Annotated in this window: 16 protein-coding genes and 1 pseudogene; 13 read left to right on the top strand and 4 right to left on the bottom strand. The window is 52.6% G+C overall.

Going from position 1 to position 20,891, the window contains the following annotated elements:
- Positions 1–629 precede the first annotated feature (629 nt).
- The 10 genes and pseudogenes from WN53_RS03840 (at position 630) to WN53_RS03795 (ending at position 8,333) form a co-directional block, all read left to right on the top strand.
- A complete protein-coding gene (locus WN53_RS03840; protein ID WP_024485521.1) occupies positions 630–1,166 on the top strand; it encodes a fimbrial protein in 537 nt (178 codons plus the stop codon).
- Positions 1,167–1,412: 246 nt separating this feature from the next.
- Entirely contained in the window at positions 1,413–1,595 is a 183-nt protein-coding gene (locus WN53_RS28910; protein WP_235166988.1) for a hypothetical protein, read from the top strand.
- A 57-nt stretch (positions 1,596–1,652) separates the two neighbouring features.
- The gene (locus WN53_RS03830; protein ID WP_024485523.1) at positions 1,653–4,223 is read left to right on the top strand and encodes an outer membrane usher protein; all 2,571 of its coding nucleotides are present in this window, start codon (positions 1,653–1,655) and stop codon (positions 4,221–4,223) included.
- A 143-nt stretch (positions 4,224–4,366) separates the two neighbouring features.
- Complete coding sequence (locus tag WN53_RS03825; protein ID WP_024485524.1) at positions 4,367–5,077, top strand: fimbria/pilus periplasmic chaperone; 711 nt, start codon at positions 4,367–4,369, stop codon at positions 5,075–5,077.
- A 56-nt stretch (positions 5,078–5,133) separates the two neighbouring features.
- Positions 5,134–5,331: pseudogene (locus WN53_RS03820) on the top strand (fimbrial protein); the annotation flags it as partial.
- Between the two features lie 67 nt (positions 5,332–5,398).
- Positions 5,399–5,899 carry a fimbrial protein gene (locus WN53_RS03815; RefSeq protein ID WP_051346345.1) on the top strand — a complete coding sequence of 167 codons (501 nt, stop codon included), beginning with the start codon at positions 5,399–5,401 and terminating at the stop codon, positions 5,897–5,899.
- Positions 5,900–5,913: 14 nt separating this feature from the next.
- Entirely contained in the window at positions 5,914–6,414 is a 501-nt protein-coding gene (locus WN53_RS03810) for a fimbrial protein (protein WP_024485527.1), read from the top strand.
- A gap of 17 nt (positions 6,415–6,431) precedes the next feature.
- Positions 6,432–6,974 carry a fimbrial protein gene (locus WN53_RS03805; protein WP_235166989.1) on the top strand — a complete coding sequence of 181 codons (543 nt, stop codon included), beginning with the start codon at positions 6,432–6,434 and terminating at the stop codon, positions 6,972–6,974.
- A 36-nt stretch (positions 6,975–7,010) separates the two neighbouring features.
- Positions 7,011–7,232, top strand: coding sequence for a reverse transcriptase domain-containing protein (locus WN53_RS28905; RefSeq protein ID WP_024485529.1), 222 nt, complete (start codon positions 7,011–7,013; stop codon positions 7,230–7,232).
- Positions 7,233–7,454: 222 nt separating this feature from the next.
- On the top strand, positions 7,455–8,333 hold the full coding sequence (locus WN53_RS03795; protein ID WP_024485530.1) for a hypothetical protein: 879 nt from the start codon (positions 7,455–7,457) through the stop codon (positions 8,331–8,333).
- Positions 8,334–8,751: 418 nt separating this feature from the next.
- Here WN53_RS03795 and WN53_RS28565 read toward each other — a convergent pair whose 3' ends face one another.
- Positions 8,752–9,594 (bottom strand): hypothetical protein, encoded by an 843-nt coding sequence (locus tag WN53_RS28565; protein WP_152526612.1) that lies wholly within the window; start codon positions 9,592–9,594, stop codon positions 8,752–8,754.
- A gap of 691 nt (positions 9,595–10,285) precedes the next feature.
- Here WN53_RS28565 and WN53_RS03780 point away from each other — a divergent pair.
- The 3 genes from WN53_RS03780 (at position 10,286) to WN53_RS03770 (ending at position 15,835) form a co-directional block, all read left to right on the top strand.
- Positions 10,286–12,085: a calcium-binding protein gene (locus WN53_RS03780; protein ID WP_024485533.1), complete on the top strand. Its 1,800-nt coding sequence runs from the start codon at positions 10,286–10,288 to the stop codon at positions 12,083–12,085.
- Between the two features lie 153 nt (positions 12,086–12,238).
- On the top strand, positions 12,239–14,323 hold the full coding sequence (locus tag WN53_RS03775; RefSeq protein WP_235166990.1) for a type I secretion system permease/ATPase: 2,085 nt from the start codon (positions 12,239–12,241) through the stop codon (positions 14,321–14,323).
- A gap of 6 nt (positions 14,324–14,329) precedes the next feature.
- Positions 14,330–15,835, top strand: coding sequence for an HlyD family type I secretion periplasmic adaptor subunit (locus WN53_RS03770; RefSeq protein ID WP_024485535.1), 1,506 nt, complete (start codon positions 14,330–14,332; stop codon positions 15,833–15,835).
- An 879-nt stretch (positions 15,836–16,714) separates the two neighbouring features.
- Here the strand turns inward: WN53_RS03770 and WN53_RS03760 are convergent.
- Genes WN53_RS03760 through WN53_RS03750 form a run of 3 tightly spaced genes read right to left on the bottom strand, consistent with a single transcriptional unit; the run spans position 16,715 to position 20,877 of the window.
- The gene (locus tag WN53_RS03760) at positions 16,715–17,251 is read right to left on the bottom strand and encodes a type II toxin-antitoxin system RelB/DinJ family antitoxin (RefSeq protein ID WP_024483874.1); all 537 of its coding nucleotides are present in this window, start codon (positions 17,249–17,251) and stop codon (positions 16,715–16,717) included.
- Positions 17,252–17,288: 37 nt separating this feature from the next.
- Complete coding sequence (locus WN53_RS03755) at positions 17,289–18,356, bottom strand: fimbrial protein (protein WP_024483873.1); 1,068 nt, start codon at positions 18,354–18,356, stop codon at positions 17,289–17,291.
- Positions 18,357–18,375: 19 nt separating this feature from the next.
- Positions 18,376–20,877 carry a fimbria/pilus outer membrane usher protein gene (locus WN53_RS03750; RefSeq protein ID WP_024483872.1) on the bottom strand — a complete coding sequence of 834 codons (2,502 nt, stop codon included), beginning with the start codon at positions 20,875–20,877 and terminating at the stop codon, positions 18,376–18,378.
- Positions 20,878–20,891 lie beyond the last annotated feature (14 nt).

Raw genomic sequence — 20,891 nt, 5'->3', positions numbered from 1 at the left:
ATACCAAGGGGGACCCGTTTGGCGGATGAGGTAATTTGAACAGTAAATTCAAAAGGTTTCGCTGCCTATCGCGCAGAGCGATTGGCATTAAAAAGGAATGAAGAGACATTTCTCTATTGCTCCAACTTTCTGGCCAACAACTACCGGTACTTCATAAGAATGCCCTTAATAATAGAGGGGTATCCCATAATAGTCTGGTGCATCCTTTAGCTGCCTGTGTATGTCTTATTCTTTAATGCTTGCACAGAGGCAACCTCTCATGCCTCTGGTTATCATACGGATTTTTCTGATTTTTAGAAGTTTAATATCGCAAAATCAATAAATTCAGAGTAATTATCCTTTTTATTTTAATGTTGTGGTTTATTGTACTTTTGGGTGTTTAAAAAAAATAATAGCAGCGAAGGGTTATTGCGTTTTTTAATCAATCTATATTTCAGGGGTTTTCTGCGTGCGTTTTTTTTGTAATGATTATTGCGACGAAGAAGAGGTTGGAATACTCACTAATAGGATTGAAGTGGGTTTTTCTTTTTAATATTGTCTTGTTAATCATTTGTATGCTATTAACCGACGATACGTCTCATCGCGTAGTAATGTATTTTCAATACACTCAAAACAAGGAAATAGATCACATGTTTATGAAGAAAACGCTGCTGGCTGCCGTTATTGCTTTGGGCTCTGTCTCTGTGGCGCAAGCCGGTGAACTGGGTCATGGTAAAGTCACCTTCAACGGCTCTATTATTGATGCGCCATGCTCAATTTCAGCCAAGTCCATCGACCAGACCGTTGAGTTAGGCCAGATTTCAAATGTTGCTCTGAAAGATGGTGGCAAAACAGAACCGCATCATTTCTCTATCGATCTGGAGAGCTGCGATTTAGGTACTACTCCTGAGGCCAAAAACAAAGTAGTGATCACCTTCTCTGGCGCAGAATCTACCGCGCAACAGGGTCTGTTGGCTATCTCTGGGACTGCAAAAGGCGCCAGCGTGGCTATCGCCCAGGGTAATGGCGAATTGATTAAATTGGGTACGGCAACCAAAGAACAGGTATTGCAGAACGGGTCAAATAGCCTGAAATTCGCAGCTTATGTACAAGGTGACGGCACTGCTGCTACGATTACTGAAGGTAGTTTCCAGGCCTCAGCTGATTTTACCCTCGCTTATAACTAAGCCCATTTTTTAATTTCTCCGATATTTGTGCACATGCATGCGGGTTCCCCGCATGCATTTTTCAGGCGCCGGTGCAATGAAGGGCATATCTCGAAGAGTATTAAAAATGCGAAATTTTTAGTGTTTCCCTGCCTGTTGTCCTCATTTCTCGTGTCTGCCCAGACGGTGGATGCCCTCATCGACTGGGGACGGGTCAACATGCAAGGAGCCATTATCGTTAGCGACTGAACCATTGCAGTCGCCAGCGTGGCGCTGCAGATTATCGACACCGTGGGAAATATCGCACTTCCAAGCAAGGCATTACTGATCATGGCAATTACTCCTGGTGAGTGGCAATTAAATTGCACCCTGCGGCTGATTGCCAATCGTCACGCACTCAAGTCGGGAGATTATTTTTCCGCTATCCGGTTCAAGCTGGATTATTTCTGATGTTGGATACGGTAGACCGCCGTTGAAATATAAAAATCATATTAACAGGGCAAGGATATGGAATTCTCCCCGGCTGGGAAAATAGCCCGTCTTCACGTGCTGACGTTTTGTGTGTCTTTGGCTTTGGGAAGCCTGATGACGGTGGTCCACGCCGCCGGTGATATCGAATTCAACACCGATGTGTTGGATATTAACGATCGCAAGAATATCGATCTGAGTCAGTTTTCCCGGGGCGGCTACATCATGCCTGGGATCTACGACATGGTGGTGCACGTCAACAAGAACGATTTGCCGGAGCGGCAGGTGCCGTTTTATGCGCCGGAGAATGACCCGAATGGCAGCCGTGCCTGCATCAGTCCTGCACTCGCTACCGAGTTGGGGTTCAAGGACAGCGTACTCAAGGATCTGACTTGGTGGCACCATGGTGAGTGCCTGGATGAGAGCACTGTGCAAGGCATGGAGGCGCGGGGGGATCTGTCGACGTCGTCGCTGTACCTGAATATTCCCCAGGCCTTTCTGGAGTACACCGACGAGAACTGGGATCCGCCGTCGCGCTGGGAAGAGGGGATCCCGGGGCTGTTGTTAGATTACAACGTCAACGCCCGCTCACAGCATCAGCAGCACGAGGGCACTAACTCGTACAACGTCAGCGGCAACGGTACGGCCGGCGCTAACCTGGGATCATGGCGCCTGCGGGCAGACTGGCAGGGCAACTCCAATCACCAAACCGGGTCTGGAGGTTACAGCGAGAACCGGCTGGAATGGAGCCGCTATTACGCCTACCGTGCCGTACCAACGCTGCAGTCTAAGTTGACGCTGGGGGAGAGCTCACTGGATTCCGGCATGTTCGACAGCTTCAGTTTTACCGGGATGAGCCTGGTATCGGACGACAACATGCTGCCGCCGAACCTGCGCGGCTACGCCCCGGAAGTCACGGGAGTGGCGAAGACCAACGCCAAAGTGATTATCCGTCAACAGGGGCGGGTGCTCTATGAGAGTTCGGTGGCGGCGGGGCCGTTTCGTATTCAGGACCTCAACGATGCGGTGTCGGGTGAATTGAACGTGAGGGTAGAAGAGCAAGATGGTTCCGTGCAGGAGTTCACCGTGAACACCGCCAGCATTCCGTATCTGACCCGGCCGGGTTTGGTACGTTTCAAGCTGGCGGCGGGCAGGCCGTCGGACTCGCAACATCATTCACAGGGGCCACTGTTTGGCACCGGTGAGTTCTCTTGGGGGGTGAGCAACGGTTGGTCACTGTATGGCGGTGTACTAGCAGGCGGCGATTACAACGCACTCTCGATGGGGCTTGGTCGTGACCTTATGGTGTTCGGTGCCCTGTCGTTCGACGCGACTCAATCGCGCGCGCGCCTGCCACAGGAAGCGAGCACGCTCAGTGGCGGGTCGTACCGGTTGAGCTATTCAAAGAGCTTCGACGAGTACGACAGCCAGGTGACCTTTGCCGGTTATCGCTTCTCGGAGCAGAACTTCATGAGTATGAGTGAGTATCTGGACGCAAGGAACTACGGTACCCGTACCGGGAACGGCAAGGAGATGTATACCATCACTTTTAATAAGCAGTTCCGCGATTGGGGCCTGAGCAGCTACATCAACTACAGCCACCAAACCTACTGGGATCGGCCAGCCAACGACAGGTACAGCCTGACGTTGTCGCGCTATTTTGACCTCGGTCGGCTCCGTAACCTGAGCGTGTCGCTATCGGCGTACCGTAACACCTATAACGGCACCAATGACGACGGGGGGTATCTGTCGCTGTCGATGCCGTGGGGTGACAACGGCTCGATAAGTTACAACGCTACGGTAAACCGCAGCGACACCACGCAAGGGATGAGCTACTACGACCGAATTGACGATCGCAGTAACTATTCACTGAGCGCCGGTGCCTCCCGCAGTGGTAGCAGCGCCAGCGGGTATTACAACAGGGAAGGGGACGCAGCCCGGATCAGCGCCAACGCCAGCTATCAGGACGGACGTTACAGTGCGGTGGGATTGAGTAGCCAGGGTGGAATAACGTTGACTACTGAAGGCGGCGCGTTGCACCGCATCGGGGTGGCGGGCGGTACGCGGATGCTGATTGACACCGAGGGGGTAGCTGGCGTGCCGGTACGCGGCTATGGACGGGTCAGTAAGACCAATGCATGGGGTAAGGCGGTGATCGGTGACGTAAACAGTTATTACCGCAACCGGGCAAGCATCGATTTGAACCAACTGGGTGACAACGCCGAGGCCACGACATCAGTGGTGCAGGCGACACTGACCGAAGGGGCGATAGGTTACCGTACGTTTGAGGTCATTGCTGGCGAGAAGGCGATGGCGGTTATCAAACTGGCCGACGGCAGCGAGCCGCCGTTTGGTGCGACGGTGCTGAACGCGCGCAAACAGGAGACAGGTCTGGTCAACGATGGCGGCAGCGTTTACCTGAGCGGCATCAACGCTGGTGAAGCCATGACGGTGAACTGGAACGGAGCAGCGCAGTGCGAGGTGCAGATGCCGACGCCGTTGCCGGCGGACATGTTGATGAACACGTTGTTGCTGCCATGCCACCCGGTAAACGGCCGGGCCGAGGGAGACGATAAATCGTCAGCGTCGGTATCACCGATCAACAAATAAAGAGGGGATGCTGGCTTAACCGGAGACGGTGAGCGCCCTTCCTCTGAAAGAAACGAATACGACAGAGAGAAATGAAAATGAACGACCAAATGAATGTATCAAACCTTCAACGAACTCCCAGCCTGACCGCGCGGGTACTGAGCATGGTGCTGTTAGGCGCGGTGGCTACACCTTCGGTACAGGCGGCGATAGCACTGGACCGTACTCGGGTAGTTTTTGACGGTGGCCAGAACTCGGTGAGCCTGAATGTCAGCAACCAGAACAAGCAACTGCCGTACCTGGCGCAGGGTTGGATTGAGGACGAACAGGGCAACAAAATTCAGAGCCCGCTGACCGTGCTGCCACCGGTACAGCGTATTGAGCCAGGCAAGCAGAGCCAGGTGAAAATCCAGGCGTTGCCGACGGCGAAGTTGCTCAAGCAGGACCGGGAAACGCTGTACTACTTCAATCTGCGGGAAATTCCGCCTAAGAGCAGCAAACCGAACACGCTGCAAATTGCGCTCCAGACGCGCATCAAGCTGTTCTACCGTCCGGCGGCGATCGCGATGGACAAGAATAACACGCCACCGCAGGAGCAACTGACGCTTACGAAGCAGGGGAACCAATACGTAGTCAACAACCCGACCGCCTACTACGTCACGATAGTGGATGCGGGCAATAACAAAAGCGCCGGCGTGAAGGGTTTCGAGCCGATGATGGTACCGCCGAAGGGCAGCCTGTCGCTAACGGTGAGCGCTGAGGCGGTAGGTAATAGCCCGGTGCTGACTTACGTCAACGATTACGGTGGTCGGCCGCAGCTCAGCTTCCGCTGTAACGGCAGCACCTGCACGGTGGTGCCGGAGAAGCAAGCGTAATAAACCGGCGGAGCGGCAAGGGAGATGAAAATATGACGAACAAAGCAGGCAAGCATATGCCACGCGGGTGGGGAGCGGGTGACTTGAAATACTACGGCACACTATGCGGACTAGCCCTGATGGCACCACTGACGCTGGGCATGATGCTATGGTTGCTGCCAGCGGCCCAGGCGGCGGCGGACAACGCGGACGTGGAAGGGGCCAATGGTTCGTTGTATGTGCACGGAGCGCTGACCGAGAGTGCCTGTCGGCTGGCCGAACTGATCGCGGGCCGCTATCGGGCCGTGATGGATTTTCATCTGAGTTATGACTGAGGCAGCCATGAACGGAACATTGCGATACCGGAAGGTTTCCTGCCTGCTGTGTGGGGTGCTGGTCACGCTGCCGCTGATGGCGGGGGCGGCCAATACGGCCACGATCACCGTGAAAGTGACGGTGCTGGCACCGCCGCCGTGCACCGTCAACAACAATAGTGTGATAGAGGTACCGTTCGGTAACGTGATGACCACACATGTGGATGGCACCAGCTATCGGGTACCGGTGAACTACACGCTGTCATGTCCCGAAGGAGCGCCGAATGCCATGAAACTCCAGGTGCAGGGCAATGGTGCGAGTTTTGACAGCACGCTGCTACAGACCAGTAAGGACGGCCTGGGCATTGAACTGCAACAGGGGAATACCAAGCGGGCCATCAACAGCTGGCTGACCTTCACTTACCCGTACAAGCCTGATTTGTGGGCAGTGCCAGTTAAACAACCTGGAGTCACACTCACTGGGGGCCAATTCAGGGCGGGCGCGACGATGAAGGTCGATTACCAGTGACAAGGGAGCGAAGTATGAATCGAACCAGTGCGTTGAAGGTATTGCTGACCAGTTTGCTGTGGGTTGTCATGGCGGTACAAGCCAAGGATAACGAGGCAGATATGGTGTTCTCCGGAACGTTAATAACGCCGCCACCGTGCACCATCAACGACAATAATCGCGTTGACGTGGACTTTGGCGAGCGGGTAGGCATAAACAAGGTGGATGGTACTCACTACCGCCAGCCCATGAACTACCAGATTAGTTGTGAAAAGGGCAGCGGCGGAAACTGGCTCCTCAGCCTGAGCCTGATCGGCACTGCGACAGGTTTTGATAAGAATGCCCTGCAGACGAACCAGTCAGACCTGGGGATCCGGGTTTACCAGAACGACGAGCCGTTTATGCCAGGAAGCAGCCTTGCAATCAGCCTGGACAACAAACCACGATTAGAAGCGGTACCGGTGAAACGAGCCGGGGCGACGCTGACGGAAGGCACGTTCGAGGCCTGGGCAACGCTGCAGGCGGACTACCAGTAAGGAATGAAAAGATGTGCATGATGAGACAGCCGCCCAAGGGTGAGGCATTCGCTGGCGCAATGTTGCTGGCGCTACTGGTTGGGGGCCCGGCGGCGGCACAGCAAAACGTTCACCTGTATGGCGCTCTGGTGGCAGAACCTTGTGTTATCCCGCCGGGAGAAGAAAACATTCCGTTGGATTTTGGGACGGTTATAGACAAATACCTGTATCTGAACACCCGAACGTTGGGACAGAGCTTTCGTATTCACCTGGCAGAGTGCGACCTGAGCCTTGGGAAAACGGTGAAGGTGACGTTTTTGGGGTCAGAGAACCTGGCGTTGCCGGGGTTGCTGGCGCTGGATGCGGGCAGTCAGGCTAAAGGCATTGCGATAGGGCTGGAGACGGCGGGAGCGAAATTGCTGCCGGTGAATAAGGCGAGCGGAGCCTACCCGCTGCGGGCAGGCGATAACCTTATTGCTCTTAAGGCCTATGTGCAGGGCGAGCCCCAGGCGCTTGGCAATAAAACGATAGGGCGTGGGCCGTTTACCGCCACGGCGACGTTCAACCTGGAATATGAATAAGGGGCCTGTCTCACGCGAGGGCGACAGGGATATCCCGTGGGACGAGGCAATACTCTAAGCCCGCTCATTGGCCGCAGGGAGGACCTCTTTTATGCCCGCTATAGGGACGACTTTATTATTTTCACCCAAACGCGATGGCATTTACGCAAGGCAATTAAACGTCTGCATGAATTTTTTGACCTGGGCGGTTTTGAGGCACATCCGGATAAAACCCAGCTTGGTCGGATTGAGCGGGGTTTTGACTGGCTGGGGGTGTGATATGCCCCCGAAGGGCCCCGGATAGCGCCGAGGGCAATCGAGAACCATCGGGAACGTATCGCGCGGCTTTATGAGCAAGCCCGGTATCGGAAGCTGTCAAAGACAGAGACCGAGCTGCGGGTGCGGGAATATGAGGCCCGGTGGATAACATGGGCAAAGCACCTTCTACAAAACGTGGGGTAATTGCCTGCTTTTTTTAACAAATAAAAACCAGGATTGTCGATGTATAAAGTGTTTATCTTGTGTCTTTACCTAACTGGCGGCATGGCGGCAGCCTCCGTGACGGTCTTATATCCTTTCGCGGTGAATCCACATATCGTTAGTTGCGGGGACCCCGAGTGCACCCGTGATATTCACGCCGCCATCGACGGAGTGGAGTTACGGCCGGTGCCCGTGCTCTACCCACCGTATCCAAAGACATCCTGGCCCAATTCCTACAAACAACTGGAAATAGTCGGGGTCCGCTGTTCATATGTCCTTGGCGATACTGGGCAGGTCGTCCCCGCTCGATGCAAATTCGGTGTCGGCGAAGGATATGCACCCCAACTTGTCCGGCAAACGTGCGCACTTCGATCCGAGCTCGTGGTCTGGGATCTCGACAAAAACGCCAACACCTGTACGTTAAAGACGCGGGACTGGATCATTCCCGCGCTGCCGAAAACTGAGCGGCCAGTGGTCTGCCTGGTGTTCGCTACCATCGAAACCTATATGTCAGGTATCGTGCGAACGCCCGGCGGTGATGTCACTCCCGACCAACTCGTTGCGGCCGGGGCGAACGGCTGCGTCGTGGTAGCGAAGCCGCCTGTCCCGTGTGAGATCAATCTTCCGGCTGAAATAGATCATGGGACTATAGGGGTCAACGGTGAACGCGCGGCCACGGTGGTAGGGACCGTTCGATGCGGGTTCTATCCCCAGTACCTGGTCGGTAATGTGAAGAATGGTCCGACGACGATACAAATGGGCCCAGGGGTAACCAGCACCATCTCGCTGGGTGCCGGGGGGGATGAGCGGACGGTGCAGGTGACCTCGACCTTGCGCGTTATCAATGGGGCACCTGGGGTACATCAGGGAGCGGTGGTTATCCAAGTCAGGCCCTACTGAAATAGGGTTTGGAAGCCGATAGGCGGGAACACCGACGGCCCTAAGGGGAATTTGGCGGTGGGCGGGGGTTCGGCGGGATTGATGTTGGTGAGGGTGACACGGTGGGGATAGGGTCGAGTCTGCCTGACCCGCTCCGCCACACGGTAAATGTCCTATAGCTTGTAACGGGAATGGTGCGTATGTAGGGGGCTGGGAATACTGGCGACCCTACAAATAGGTCATACTCATTCATCCTGCGTAGTAGTGACCACCGGTCCAGCGCACCCGATACGTGGCATAGCCCCTGGGGGTCACTGTAATGTGGTGGTTAATAGATAGGTTTGCTCCGCCTGGCGCACTGAGTTCTTGATTATGGGATAGCACTTGTTATGCAACGTCTGGTTGAACATGGTAGTTGCACCTGGTCGCTCCCCTTACCCTACACGATTTCCATTATTAGAATAGAGCATCCGCCGATAGACTCCCTCTCGCCCCCCAACACCGACCGGGCAGTCATCGAAATATCAGATCCTTCAGCACTATAGATCAAGGCCTTTTGTCCCCATCCGCGGCCAAAATCGAACTCGACACGTGTCTTTATGTCACCGTTTAGCGGGATAGATCCCCCGCTGACATAAACCCGAAGGCTTGTCGGTTGATCGCAAGAGACGTGGATCGCTTGAGTCAATGTGCCGTAGTCACCCTGTGCGGGAACAGCTCCCCAGTCGAATTCGATCACGTTTTGTGTTAAGCGACAATACGACACCTTGGGCGGGGTATCAGCACAGTTTGAGGCCCGAGTATGGGGTTGCATTTCAGCCCTATCGCTGGCGTAAATGGCGGGGTCTATGCAGAAGGTAGGAACGTTTCCTTCGTATGACGGGAGAAAGTCAGTGAGTTTAATAAAAAGTAAGCCCTGCTCTCTTAGCCGGCGGGCTACTTCTCCCATGGTAGGAACTCCGGATGCAATAGCTCTCCGACGCCAAGCATTATCCGTATCCAAGCTTACATATCCCCATCTTCCATTTCCTTGCCAGAATTTTTTAGCAACGAATCCGGCGAAATAACAATTAATGTTTTTATAGCAAGGGTGGGGTGAGGGATCATCTTCGTTGGCTGCGACGATCTGACCAGTAAACAGACCATTGGCCCGGTCGGGTTGCGCTGTGATGTTAACTTGGAAGGTATTAGAAGACAATGATACAGTCTGGCTTATTATGGTTAATATTACCAGTAAGAAAGTTTTCAGGATATTACTGGTCTTCAAGTGTATATTGTACATTGTTGTTTTATCGATTTTTTATGATCACTTTAATTCTGCCATGGCAGAACAAAAAAATATACCGCTGGTTGTCTACAGAGATGACAAACAAAGAAGCGATGCTGTTATTTCTCCCTAGGTGTTTAGCATTGCAACTGCCTGTGTATGAGATGATTGGAAAAAATAAAAACTCATTTATCCGATCACCACTTGGCGATGACTAAGGTAATTACCATGGCTACTACTTTGCTGCATATAACTTAAAATATGGGCTATATATGTTTTTATTCTAAATTATCTTAATATATAGATTTTTATGCTAATGTTTCTGGGCTGAATTAGAAGTAGGGGCCAGGAATAAATATAACCTTCGCCATCGAAACACTCGAAAAAGGAGGTTGTTGGTGTAGATGGGACGATGAGTTGTGGTGAAACTCACGCGATCGCCATCCTTGGGGGGAATGCTCTTAACCTTGTGTCCGGAGTGACCAGCCCCTCAGCGCGACACCGCTGGCTTTCATCTCCTCACACCTTCCGATCGCTCAGAGCAAAAAGCTATTAAAAAACATAGTGCAGCATATAAAAATATACATCCAGTATTCATGGTTATATATATCACGATATGCGCGGAGGAAATTATCATGCTAGTGGCGAGATGTGATTAGCATTTTCAACATCTATTAATACAGTAAGCCACAAGGAGAATGATGCTGTGAATAATATAAGTAGGGAGAGCGATACTTCGGTTATCAGCGGCAGCGATGCTGATGATGTACTGCGCGGCAGCGGTATCTTTGAGGGCGGGAAAGGCAACGACACTATCTATGCCGAGGAGTTCGGGTCGGAAGACACCCTGCGCTTTAACCTCGGCGACGGGCAGGACACCATCATCAGTGATGACTGGGATCAGGTGCAGGACACCGTGCAGTTCGGCAAGGGGATCACCCAGGAGATGGTCGGCTTTGTCCGCAGCGTCGACGACCTGATCGTGACGGTGGGGGATAACGGCGATCAGATGACCTTCCGCGGCTTCTTCGCTGAAAGAGACAGGCAGACCTTTACCCGCTTCGAGTTTGCCGACGGTTCCGTCTGGAGAAATATCCGTGCAACCGAGCAGTGGAAAAGTATCGACTTTGCCCCGGTCACTCGCGGCACCGATGCGGATGATAGACTGCGCGGCAGCGGCATCATTGAGGGCGGAAAGGGTAACGACACCCTCTATGCCGATGAATGGGGTTCAAAAGACACCCTGCGCTTTAACCTCGGCGACGGCCAGGACACCATCTACAGTTATGACTTGATAGATAGCGGCGTGCAGGACATCGTGCAGTTCGGTAAGGGGATCACCCAGGAGATGGTCGGCTTTGCCCGCAGCGGGGACAACCTGGTCGTGATGGTGGGGGATAGCGGCGACCAGATGACCTTCCGCGACTTCTTTGCGGATACAAGCAGCCAGACCTTTACCCGCTTCGAGTTTACCGACGGCTCCGCCTGGAGCAATATTCAGGAAACCGCTCGTTGGAAGAGCACCGACTTCACCCCGGCTATTCGCGGTACCGACGGCAATGACGTGCTGCGCGGCGGCGGGATCTTTGAGGGGGGCAAGGGCAATGACACCATCTTTGCCCAGGAACTTAACTCAAAAGATACCCTGCGCTTTAATCTGGGCGATGGCCAGGACACGATTTACAGCCGTGACTTGCTATATAGCGGCGTGCAGGACACCGTGCAATTCGGTAAGGGGATCACCCAGGAGATGATCGATTTTGTCCGCGCCGAAAATGGCGATCTGCTGGTTAAAGTCGGTAACCAGGGCGACCAGATGACCTTCCGTAATTTCTTCGCGGATAAAAACAGCCAGACCTTTACCCGCTTTGAATTTGCCGACGGCTCCGCCTGGAGCAATATCCGCGAGACCGCGCAATGGAACCAGCGCGGGACCGATGGCGATGACAACCTGCTTGCTGCCAGCGGCCTTATTGAGGGTGGAAAGGGTAACGACACCCTCTATGTCGAGGGGCAGGGCAAAAAAGACACTCTGCGCTTTAACCTCGGCGACGGCCAGGACACCATCTTCAGTGATGACGCACGGCGGGTGCAGGACAGCGTGCAGTTTGGCAAGGGGATCACCCACGACATGATCGGCTTTACTCGCAGCAAATACGATCTGATCGTGACGGTGGGTGATAAGGGTGACCAGATGACCTTCCGCGGCTTTTTCACCAATTCCAGCCGCCAGACCTTTACCCGCTTTGAGTTTGCCGACAAGTCCGTCTGGGGCAATATCAAAGAGAGTAAAACCTGGAAAGAGAGCATAGACAAGCCTGCATACAGTGCCAATGACATGCCGCGCCCTGCTAGCAGTTTCGGTCTGGAGTCGTCCGTGGCCAACCAGGCGAACAGCCTGCTGACGGCCATGGCAACATTCGCCCCTCAGGAGGGTGGGATCGGCTTCCTACCCGAGAATAACGCTCAGTCAGCACCGATACTGTCTGCCAGCAGTGTCTCATAACAGATCATAAAACCTGACTTAACTCCGGCATACAACTACGTTGTGTGCCGTTTTCTTTTGTTTATTTTTGGATATATTTATATGGACAGCCAGGCTGATAACACCAGGCAAGCTGATGAGATCCCCCCTAAAGAACAGCCTGATACTGGACTGATGGGGTTGGCATTACTGGCACAATTTCATGGTGTTTTTGTCGATATTCCCCAGTTGATACATCAGTACGGTGAGGGGGCTGGCTATTTCAACGAAACCACACTACTGCTTTGTGCCAAGTCCCTCAACGTGAAAGCCAGAATAGTGAAGCAGCCTCTGGCACGTATTGCGATGGCTAACCTGCCCGCGCTGGCGTTATCCAAAAACGGTTCGCACTTTATTGTCGGCAAGGTAGAAGATGAACGTGTTCTGATCCAGGATCTGGTCGCGCAAAAAACCAAAGTGCTGAGCATGGAGGAATTCTCCGCACGGTATGATGGCCGCCTGTTGGTGATGACCTCGCGCGCCTCTATTGCCCAGGCCCTGAATAAATTCGATTTTACCTGGTTTATTCCCGCCATGGTTAAATACCGCAAGTTACTGCTCGAAGTGCTGGCGGTTTCCCTGGTCCTGCAGATATTTGCGTTAATCACCCCGCTTTTTTTCCAGGTGGTGATGGATAAGGTGCTGGTAAACCGCAGCTTTACTACGCTGAATGTGATTGCCGCTGGCCTATTGATTGTCACCCTGTTTGATGTCGGTCTCTCGGCATTACGTAATTATGTGTTCTCTCATACCACCAGTAGAATTGACGTGGAGCTGGGCGCCAAGCTCTTCAGGCATATGCTGAATTTGCCCATTGCTTATTTTGAGGCTCGAAGGGTGGGCGAAACCGTTGCCAGGGTGCGCGAGCTGGAAAACATTCGCAACTTCCTGACTGGTCAGGCGCTGACCACCATCCTCGATATGCTCTTTTCGGCGATCTTTATTATCGTCATGCTGTTTTACAGTGGCTGGCTGACGCTTATTGTTCTGGTTTCCCTGCCTTGCTACGCCATCTGGTCTGCCAGCATTACGCCGCTACTGCGCCACCGACTCAACGAGAAATTTGCCCGCAGCGCAGATAACCAGTCCTTTTTGGTGGAATCGGTCGGAGGCATGGGGACCATCAAAGCCATGGCCGTCGAACCGCATATGGCGCGCAAGTGGGATAATCAGCTAGCCGCCTATGTTAATGCCAGTTTCAAAGTGACCCGCCTGGCCAACATTGGTCAACACGGCGTGCAGCTAATCCAGAAACTGGTCGTGGTCGCGACGCTCTGGGGCGGTGCGCAATTGGTGATTGGTGGGTATTTGTCGGTGGGGCAGTTGATCGCCTTTAACATGCTGGCCGGCCAGGTCGCCGCGCCGGTCATTCGCCTGGCACAGCTTTGGCAAGATTTTCAGCAGGTAGGCATCTCCGTTGAACGCCTGGGTGATGTGCTCAACAGTAAAACCGAAATTCCCGCCAGTAAGATGGTACTCCCGCCCATTAAGGGCGATATCCACTTTGAAGATGTCGTCTTCCGCTATCACCTTGATGGCCCGGCTATCCTCAAAAACCTGACGTTGCAAATCAAGTCTGGGGAAACTATTGGTATTGTTGGCCGCTCCGGTTCAGGTAAGAGTACGCTGACCAAGCTCGTCCAGCGGCTTTATGTGCCCGAGCAGGGGCGTGTTTCCATCGATGGCTATGATCTCGCCCTGACCGATCCGGCCTGGCTGCGTCGGCAGATTGGCGTGGTGCTGCAGGAAAACCTGCTGTTCAACGGCTCGCTTCGCGACAACATCGCGCTGACCGATCCGGGCATGGCCCTTGAGAGGGTCATCAACGCAGCAAAACTGGCGGGCGCGCATGATTTTATTACGGAACTGCCCGAAGGCTACGACAGCCAGGTTGGAGAGCAGGGGGGCAATCTTTCCGGTGGACAACGCCAGCGTATTGCTATCGCCAGGGCGCTGGTTACCGACCCACGCATTCTTATTTTTGACGAGGCTACCAGTGCACTCGACTATGAGTCCGAGCGGGCCATCATGCAAAACATGCACGCAATCTGCCAGAATCGCACCGTCATTATCATCGCCCACCGCCTTTCCACGGTTCGCCATGCCGATCGTATTGTGGCAATGGACAAAGGAAAAATTGTAGAGATTGGTCAGCATGACGAATTATTAGCAAGGCCAGAGGGCTATTACGCCCATCTGCACAGTTTGCAGCAAGGATGATGGGTAATGAAACTTTTGCTTGAGGGTTTACGTCATTTTATTCAGCGCTATAAACAGACCTTCCGCGAGGTTTGGAAAGTCCGCCTGCAATTGGATCCTCCTGCTCGTACCGCAGACGAGCTTGCTTTCCGGCCTGCGCATCTTGAGCTGATTGAAACACCTGTCTCCCCTTTGCCACGTTGGAGCATGCGCGCCATCATGCTGTTTGTCTTCATCGCGTTAGCCTGGTCCGTCGTTGGCCATATGGACGTGGTGGCCGTAGCCAGTGGTAAAACTATCACCTCTGGCCGCACGCGCATTATCCAACCCCTCGAACCCTCTATTGTTAAAGCTATTCACGCCAGGGACGGCCAACACGTCAAGCAGGGCCAGGTGCTGGTTGAACTGGACGCCACCACCGCCAGTGCAGAGTTGCAAAGAATACAGGAGGCGCTAAATACCGCACGGATGTCACTGGCCAGATACACTGCATTACTCAGTGCCGTACGGCGGAAGTTGAAATCAGAGAGCACACCGAGGAAAACGGGGAACAATCACATCCCCCGTTTGTTAGCCTCCTCCCAGCAACAGTTGAGAGATGAAGGACCCATTATCAATGCCCCGTCCGATATTCCTGCAACGCAAAAACAGACAGAGCAGGCTTTGTTGATCTCGCAATATCAGGCGTTTATTTCGCAGGTCGATAAGCAGAAACTGCTCATTCAACAAAAAAGTGATGAAATAGGGACCTTGAAAAGTCAGATAACCAAAGCGACTAGTATGCTGGCTCTGGCGGAGGCGAAAACTGCAGATTATCGCAGGCTTTACGACAAGAAGTTTGCCTCTAAACATGAATGGTTAGCGCAGGAACAGGAGAAAGTGTCATTACAGAACGATCTCTTCATTCAACGTAACCGGCTGCAAGAATTATCCAGCGCCATTGAGGTGCAAAAACAAGAACTGAGCAGTATAGAGGCGCAGTTTATCAATAATGCCACCGAGAAACTTAACCAGGCGCGAGATAGTACCGCCCAATACGAGCAGGAGATTGCCAAAAACCAAAAGCGCAAAGATATTCTGAGGCTGACGTCCCCCGTCAGCGGCACGGTCCAGCAGTTGGCTATTCACAGTGTAGGAGGCGTGGTCACTGAAGCACAACCGCTCTTAGCGGTTGTCCCCGATAATGAAGAGGTCGAAGTGGAAGTGATGATCGGCAATCTGGATATTGGCTTTATTAAAAAGGGACAGGTCGCTGCAATCAAAATTGCTTCATTTCCCTACACGCGTTATGGCTATCTTGAAGGTGTTGTCACGACCGTGTCACATGATGCCGTGCAGGACGAAAAACGCGGCCTACTGTTTCCTGCCACTATCCTGATGAAGCAAAGCTTTATCCTTATTGATGGTGTCAGGGTGAACTTGACGCCGGGTATGGAAGTCACTGCCGAAATAAAAACACGGCAGCGCAGAGTCATCGACTACTTCCTCAGCCCGCTCAGGCAGTACACTAGCGAAGCGATGCGTGAGCGCTAATCATAATCTCCTCTGGCCTTGCTGGAGGTAAAATAACTCGCTTATAAAATGATGAAGGATTTCCCCTTCCCGTACTTTTTTCGGCGTAAGCAGGATTATGCCTTTATTTTTGCCAAGCGATAGGTCATCTCTTTTGCGACACCGGGATCGTCGGAGTGAGAGAGCTTGTTGATTAGCTCAATCGCTTCCGGGGTATGGATACTGGCAAGCGCATGGCTAAACCATTTTGTAATGGTTTCATTCTCAGAGCACCTGTATTCAAGATCCGTACCCTTCAACCTCTCCTGCGAAACGATGAACAAATTCAGAAGCAGAATAGTGTCTTCATCTTTACTGTAAAGACACATATAAGTGTTATTTTTGTATAGATAGGTTTCCCTCTGATTTTGACTTCATTATAAAATCCCCCTTAGGTATGACTACATTTTGTATTGAGCATAAGATTGTTCTCTTAGCTGATGAGTTTGGCTGTTCTGTGTTTGCCCAGGCAGCGCGTATACCAGTGTAGGATCGTACTGGCGCGGGGTATCATATCGTACGTGCCCATGCCTTTATTAGGCCTGCATTGCGAGGTTTAGGGCGCGGTTGGTAAAAGAGCCTTATAAAGGTGCATGTGAGAAACCTCCGGCTATGCCGGAGGATATTTATTAGCTTTTTCCGTCTTTGGCCACGTCAAATCTTAACGTTTCCGTAACGGTTTCAAATCCGTCGATGTTGGTTTCTGTCCAGTTCGGCGGGAAATTTTCCGCATCACTATCGATATAATCCGTAACCGGATTGTTCTCAACATCAGCCTGAGGGGTAAAGTTCCTCCGTGTGTGAACAGTTCCGCTTTACTGTAAATTCGCTGTGGACGGCACCGCCCCGCCGCGTCAGCCGTTATGGACGGCGGACAACCTGGGCTTCACACAGCATCCTGTGCGCCAGCGTCAACTTTATCACCCCATCCTCCTCCAAAAAATGCCCCCCGCTGTCGTGACGTTTCAAGCCCGCTTCCAGTACATAGAACGCCCTGCGAGCCCCGTTGAATGCCACTTTCCAGTCTATCTGCTGCCCCCGCACCGGCGCGGGGAGCACCCGTTCAAGCTGGCGCAGGTTGAGCGTAAACTCGCGCATCATGTTCATGACCCCCATGCGTTCATGTTCGCTGATCCGCCCCCCGTCGGTCAGTGGCTGCAATATCCCACCCAGTGTCCTTTTCAGCACGCTATAATCCATGAATAAATGGCCGAACAGCGTCTGCGGTGTATGAACTTGGGTATGGATGATAAAAGGCAATGCCCCGTGGCGTAAGATATACTGATACAGCCCCGTGATGGCCATCGTCGGCTTGATACCCAACCCCCGCAAGATGATGTCCACATCCTCTTTCAGGGCCTTGTCCAGCTTTATCCCAATCTGGGCTTGTTCATTCATGATATATTCCTTGCTCTCCCTGACTTATTCTTTCTGCTTATTCGTAAATGATATTCAGTGTGGCCGTGGTACTTATTTTTCCTTTTCCTGCGGCGGTGAGATTATAAGGATAATAATAAGCCCCCATCTGGAGTGTAAATTGAGGCTCAAGAGGATGACCTGCCGTAATAGTAAACAGTGATGTTGCATTGCCTTTATGGGTATTGGATGAAGACATGGTAACAGGGAGGGCTGGTTGGCTGGCCTGTACCAGACGAATACCTATTCCTTTTGCTGAATCCACGCCAGTATCTATCATTACGCTACTATCGGAAGCCAGCAGGTTATTGCTTGATAAAAACATGTCAATACCACGATCGGTGGTGCCGTTCTCCAGTCGGTTATCGCAGCGCATATTCAAACTGAACGGGGTATATCCAGGACGATGTTGATCGGCTAACTGGGCAAGACCTAATCGGGGTAATTTAACCATCAATCCTGCATTTTCAAACGAGCAGGTTGTGGCTTTCGGTTTGTAGATAATATTGACAGGTTGCATATACATATCACGCTGGTCTGTCGGCCATCCATTGCCCAGCAGCCAGGATAAAAATTTTCCCGCCTGGACGATGGGCCAGGTAATGATTTCCCAGAGTGTCATGCCCGTCCAGTCTGAAACCATCATGGAGTTATCGATATAATAATGTTCCGCTGCGGTGGTACTCCCTGATTTCTTTACCAAGGCGGCTTTAATGGTATAGCCAATATTCAACTCCGTGGCGGAATGTTCACCTTTTTCCGGGAGAGTGATCTCTTTTCTTTCTGGTGCTGATGTTTGTATTCTCACCCAGTGTTTACCGTCGGAAAACCCGACGGTAAGGGTATTTTTTGACGTGTCATCGATGGGGGAGAAATACCCTAAGCGGCTATTGCGACTATTGCAATTAAACAGGCCGGAGAATTGAGTGTGAACTTGTCCAGACCATTCCGGGTTGTTTTCATTGATTTTATCAGATAGGTCAATGGTAATAGGGGGGGCTGTCACCAGAGAATTACCGTAGCATTTCGCGTGGATATCGCCGGCATACAGCGTGGAGATAAATAGAGAAAAATAGATGATTTTCATAAGGACCGCAGATCCGAGATTAATGGCAAAGGGATGTCGATGGAGTAAACACCGCGGATGTCACCGTGATGACGCATTCTTTTGTATCGCGTTTATTGAGTTTTACGGTGAGAGAGGAGGGCGGTTGCGCCATTTTGATATGCAGAATGCTACTTTGGCCGATATAACCGACGGGCTCTCCCGCATGATCGACAACCTCGGCACCGAAAGGCAAAGGAGACCCATCTGGGAACGTGGCTTTCAGGGTATAGGATTGGCGTTGGTCGGTGGCAAATATGACGCGGTTTACGGCCCCACGGAAGGGAACGGTATAGCCGATGTTATTGATTATTTCTGCTCCGGATGACTCGGGGGTATCAGACAGGGTGAGTGAGTTTTGACGATAAGGTGTTGCATAAGGTACCAGGGCCAGGCCCTGTTTGTTGGTGAGGATACTGCTGTCCCCATTGACCATCAGGCCCGATGCCTGAGGGGCGTCAATGATGGTCAGGGTGTGTCCAGTCTCATTGGCGGCGAGCAGGTGTCCAGGAATGGCTACCACGCTGCCGCGTGCACTCAAGCCGGCTTGTCGATAAGAAGTTGCCTCACTGTAGGAGCCGCCCAGCGTAGACAGCGGGGTGCGGTACTGAGTGTTCACACTGGCCATATTGTTGCCGCCAGGTTGATTGGCGCCGGACAGGGTATAACTGAGTTGGTTGGCATCGCCGGATACGCCGCTGATGCTGAGCTGACTTTGTTGGTAACGGCGGTCAGTCATGGCCAGACTGCTGCTTAAATAGGCGGACTTGCCGAAGGCATCAAAGGGAATAGCGACCGACATGTAATAGCGGGTTTCCTCATTGTGGTGGGTATTGCGGATCCGACTCGCAGACACATTATAATCTACAGGGCCCAATGCGTTGGAGTACCCTAACTGGTATTCCCTGCTGTGACCCGGTTCGTTCCAGTAATCACGCTGAGTTCCGGAGAAAAAGAGGGTGCCCAGGTTATCGTCGAGTCGTTGATTCAGGTTCAGGCTAAAAGTATTGCGGGGACGTGCGGAACGCAAGCCGTCCAACGTATTCATATCCAAAGACGGGGTCAGGCCATCGCCGGCAGTCGACGCTTTGGCCGCGTCATCAGAGTATTGACGATAGCCATCGTGGGCATAGAGAGCATCAGTAAAGCTGTAATAACCCCGGGTCGAATACCGGTATGCCGCCAGAGTAAAATTGGTTGCCGTGGTATCCAGGTATTTGCTGTAGGCAATACGGTAGCTTTGTCCCTTTTCGTTACGCCCGTAGAGGTGTGTATTCGCCTGGGTGATGTCGACGGAAAGGGCGCCAATGGGCAGATTCCAGCCGCTGCCGAGCAGGTAAGCACGATAGTCGTCGCTGAACAGGATCCCGGCATAACCGGTGACCAGATTATTTACCCCGTATTGCAGCGAGCTCTGAAGGAACGTCGGTTCATAGTGGGTGTGACTTTGTTTAACCTTACCAGCGACAACATCATAACGGCTCACACCTTGCTTCAACATGTTCGGTACGGAAGAGAAGGGGACGGTAAAGGATTGCTCACTGCCATCCGCTTCTTTTACGACAACGACCAGGTCTCCACCGGATCCCGTGGGCTGAATGCTGTTGAAGGTAAAGGCGCCAGGCGGCACATTTTCCTGATAAATAACGTTCCCCCCTTGAAGCACTTTGACCAGCGCGTTGGTTTGCGCGACCCCCTGCACAACCGGGGCAAACCCTTGTTGAGAATTGGGCAACATATTGAGATCGGAAGCCAGCGCTATCCCTCGCAAACGGAGAGAGTCAAAGAGGTTACCGGGCGAGTAGAAATCACCGCCGGTCAGTGTGGAGGTGAAGGAGGAAAAGCTACGTTGCAGATAACGGGTATTGTTTCGCCATTGACTGCCTCGGTCAGAATGATGAGAAAACGTACTGTTATCACGAAACTGCCATCCCCCGATATTCAATCCGCTATTCACACCGCTGTACAGGTCATCCCGGGCGGTTTGTTCACCGAGTTTAAACCGGGAATGGTAGTAGGTCGTATTATATGAGAGCAGTAAGGCTGATTCCCCTTGCTGCCAGAGTTGCGGGTTAACATAGCCCTTCTCTGCGTGGAGAATATACGCTTGGGGGACCTGCAATCGAAGGCTGAGAGTCGCGGTTTCTTGCTGGAAAGTCCCGCCCTGAAGTAGTGCATTGAGGGATATGCGCTGTGAGGCAGGGCGTCCGGATAATGCCGACAAGTCGATGCCCAGCAATGTGGCATCGCGATAGCGTAACGTGATGTCGTGTGGGTCATCGCCGAATAGTAAGGGGAAGCGGCCTTTCCAGGTGCCATTCACATAAATGTCAAAGGTATGCAGCCCCGGGGGCAAATCAGACTGACGATAAAAGCGCGAGAGATCGGCCTCCCTCGATGCTCCGGCTAATAAGCGGGTATCAAATTCAATTGCCAGAGCCCTGTTCGTGAGCGCCAGCGCAACGAAGGCCAGAAGCGGGGTAATATTATTTTTCATCATCATTGTTGATTAACCTT

This window comes from Serratia fonticola (genome assembly GCF_001006005.1).
Taxonomy (GTDB): Bacteria; Pseudomonadota; Gammaproteobacteria; order Enterobacterales; family Enterobacteriaceae; genus Chania; species Chania fonticola.
The sequence above is the reverse complement of the archived record's forward strand: the minus strand, read 5'-3'. Positions and strand labels throughout refer to the sequence as shown.

What these genes read in the sequence shown, in the direction of transcription:
- WN53_RS03825 (WP_024485524.1), top strand. Translation starts at nt 4,367, where the DNA reads ATGGTGCTGTTAGGCGCGGTGGCTACACCTTCGGTACAGGCGGCGATA.
- WN53_RS03840 (WP_024485521.1), top strand. Translation starts at nt 630, where the DNA reads ATGTTTATGAAGAAAACGCTGCTGGCTGCCGTTATTGCTTTGGGCTCT.
- WN53_RS03830 (WP_024485523.1), top strand. Translation starts at nt 1,653, where the DNA reads ATGGAATTCTCCCCGGCTGGGAAAATAGCCCGTCTTCACGTGCTGACG.
- WN53_RS03810 (WP_024485527.1), top strand. Translation starts at nt 5,914, where the DNA reads ATGAATCGAACCAGTGCGTTGAAGGTATTGCTGACCAGTTTGCTGTGG.
- WN53_RS03755 (WP_024483873.1), bottom strand. Translation starts at nt 18,356, where the DNA reads ATGAAAATCATCTATTTTTCTCTATTTATCTCCACGCTGTATGCCGGC.
- WN53_RS03760 (WP_024483874.1), bottom strand. Translation starts at nt 17,251, where the DNA reads ATGAATGAACAAGCCCAGATTGGGATAAAGCTGGACAAGGCCCTGAAA.
- WN53_RS03770 (WP_024485535.1), top strand. Translation starts at nt 14,330, where the DNA reads ATGAAACTTTTGCTTGAGGGTTTACGTCATTTTATTCAGCGCTATAAA.
- WN53_RS03815 (WP_051346345.1), top strand. Translation starts at nt 5,399, where the DNA reads ATGAACGGAACATTGCGATACCGGAAGGTTTCCTGCCTGCTGTGTGGG.
- WN53_RS28565 (WP_152526612.1), bottom strand. Translation starts at nt 9,594, where the DNA reads ATGTACAATATACACTTGAAGACCAGTAATATCCTGAAAACTTTCTTA.
- WN53_RS03805 (WP_235166989.1), top strand. Translation starts at nt 6,432, where the DNA reads ATGATGAGACAGCCGCCCAAGGGTGAGGCATTCGCTGGCGCAATGTTG.
- WN53_RS03795 (WP_024485530.1), top strand. Translation starts at nt 7,455, where the DNA reads ATGTATAAAGTGTTTATCTTGTGTCTTTACCTAACTGGCGGCATGGCG.
- WN53_RS03750 (WP_024483872.1), bottom strand. Translation starts at nt 20,877, where the DNA reads ATGATGATGAAAAATAATATTACCCCGCTTCTGGCCTTCGTTGCGCTG.
- WN53_RS03775 (WP_235166990.1), top strand. Translation starts at nt 12,239, where the DNA reads ATGGGGTTGGCATTACTGGCACAATTTCATGGTGTTTTTGTCGATATT.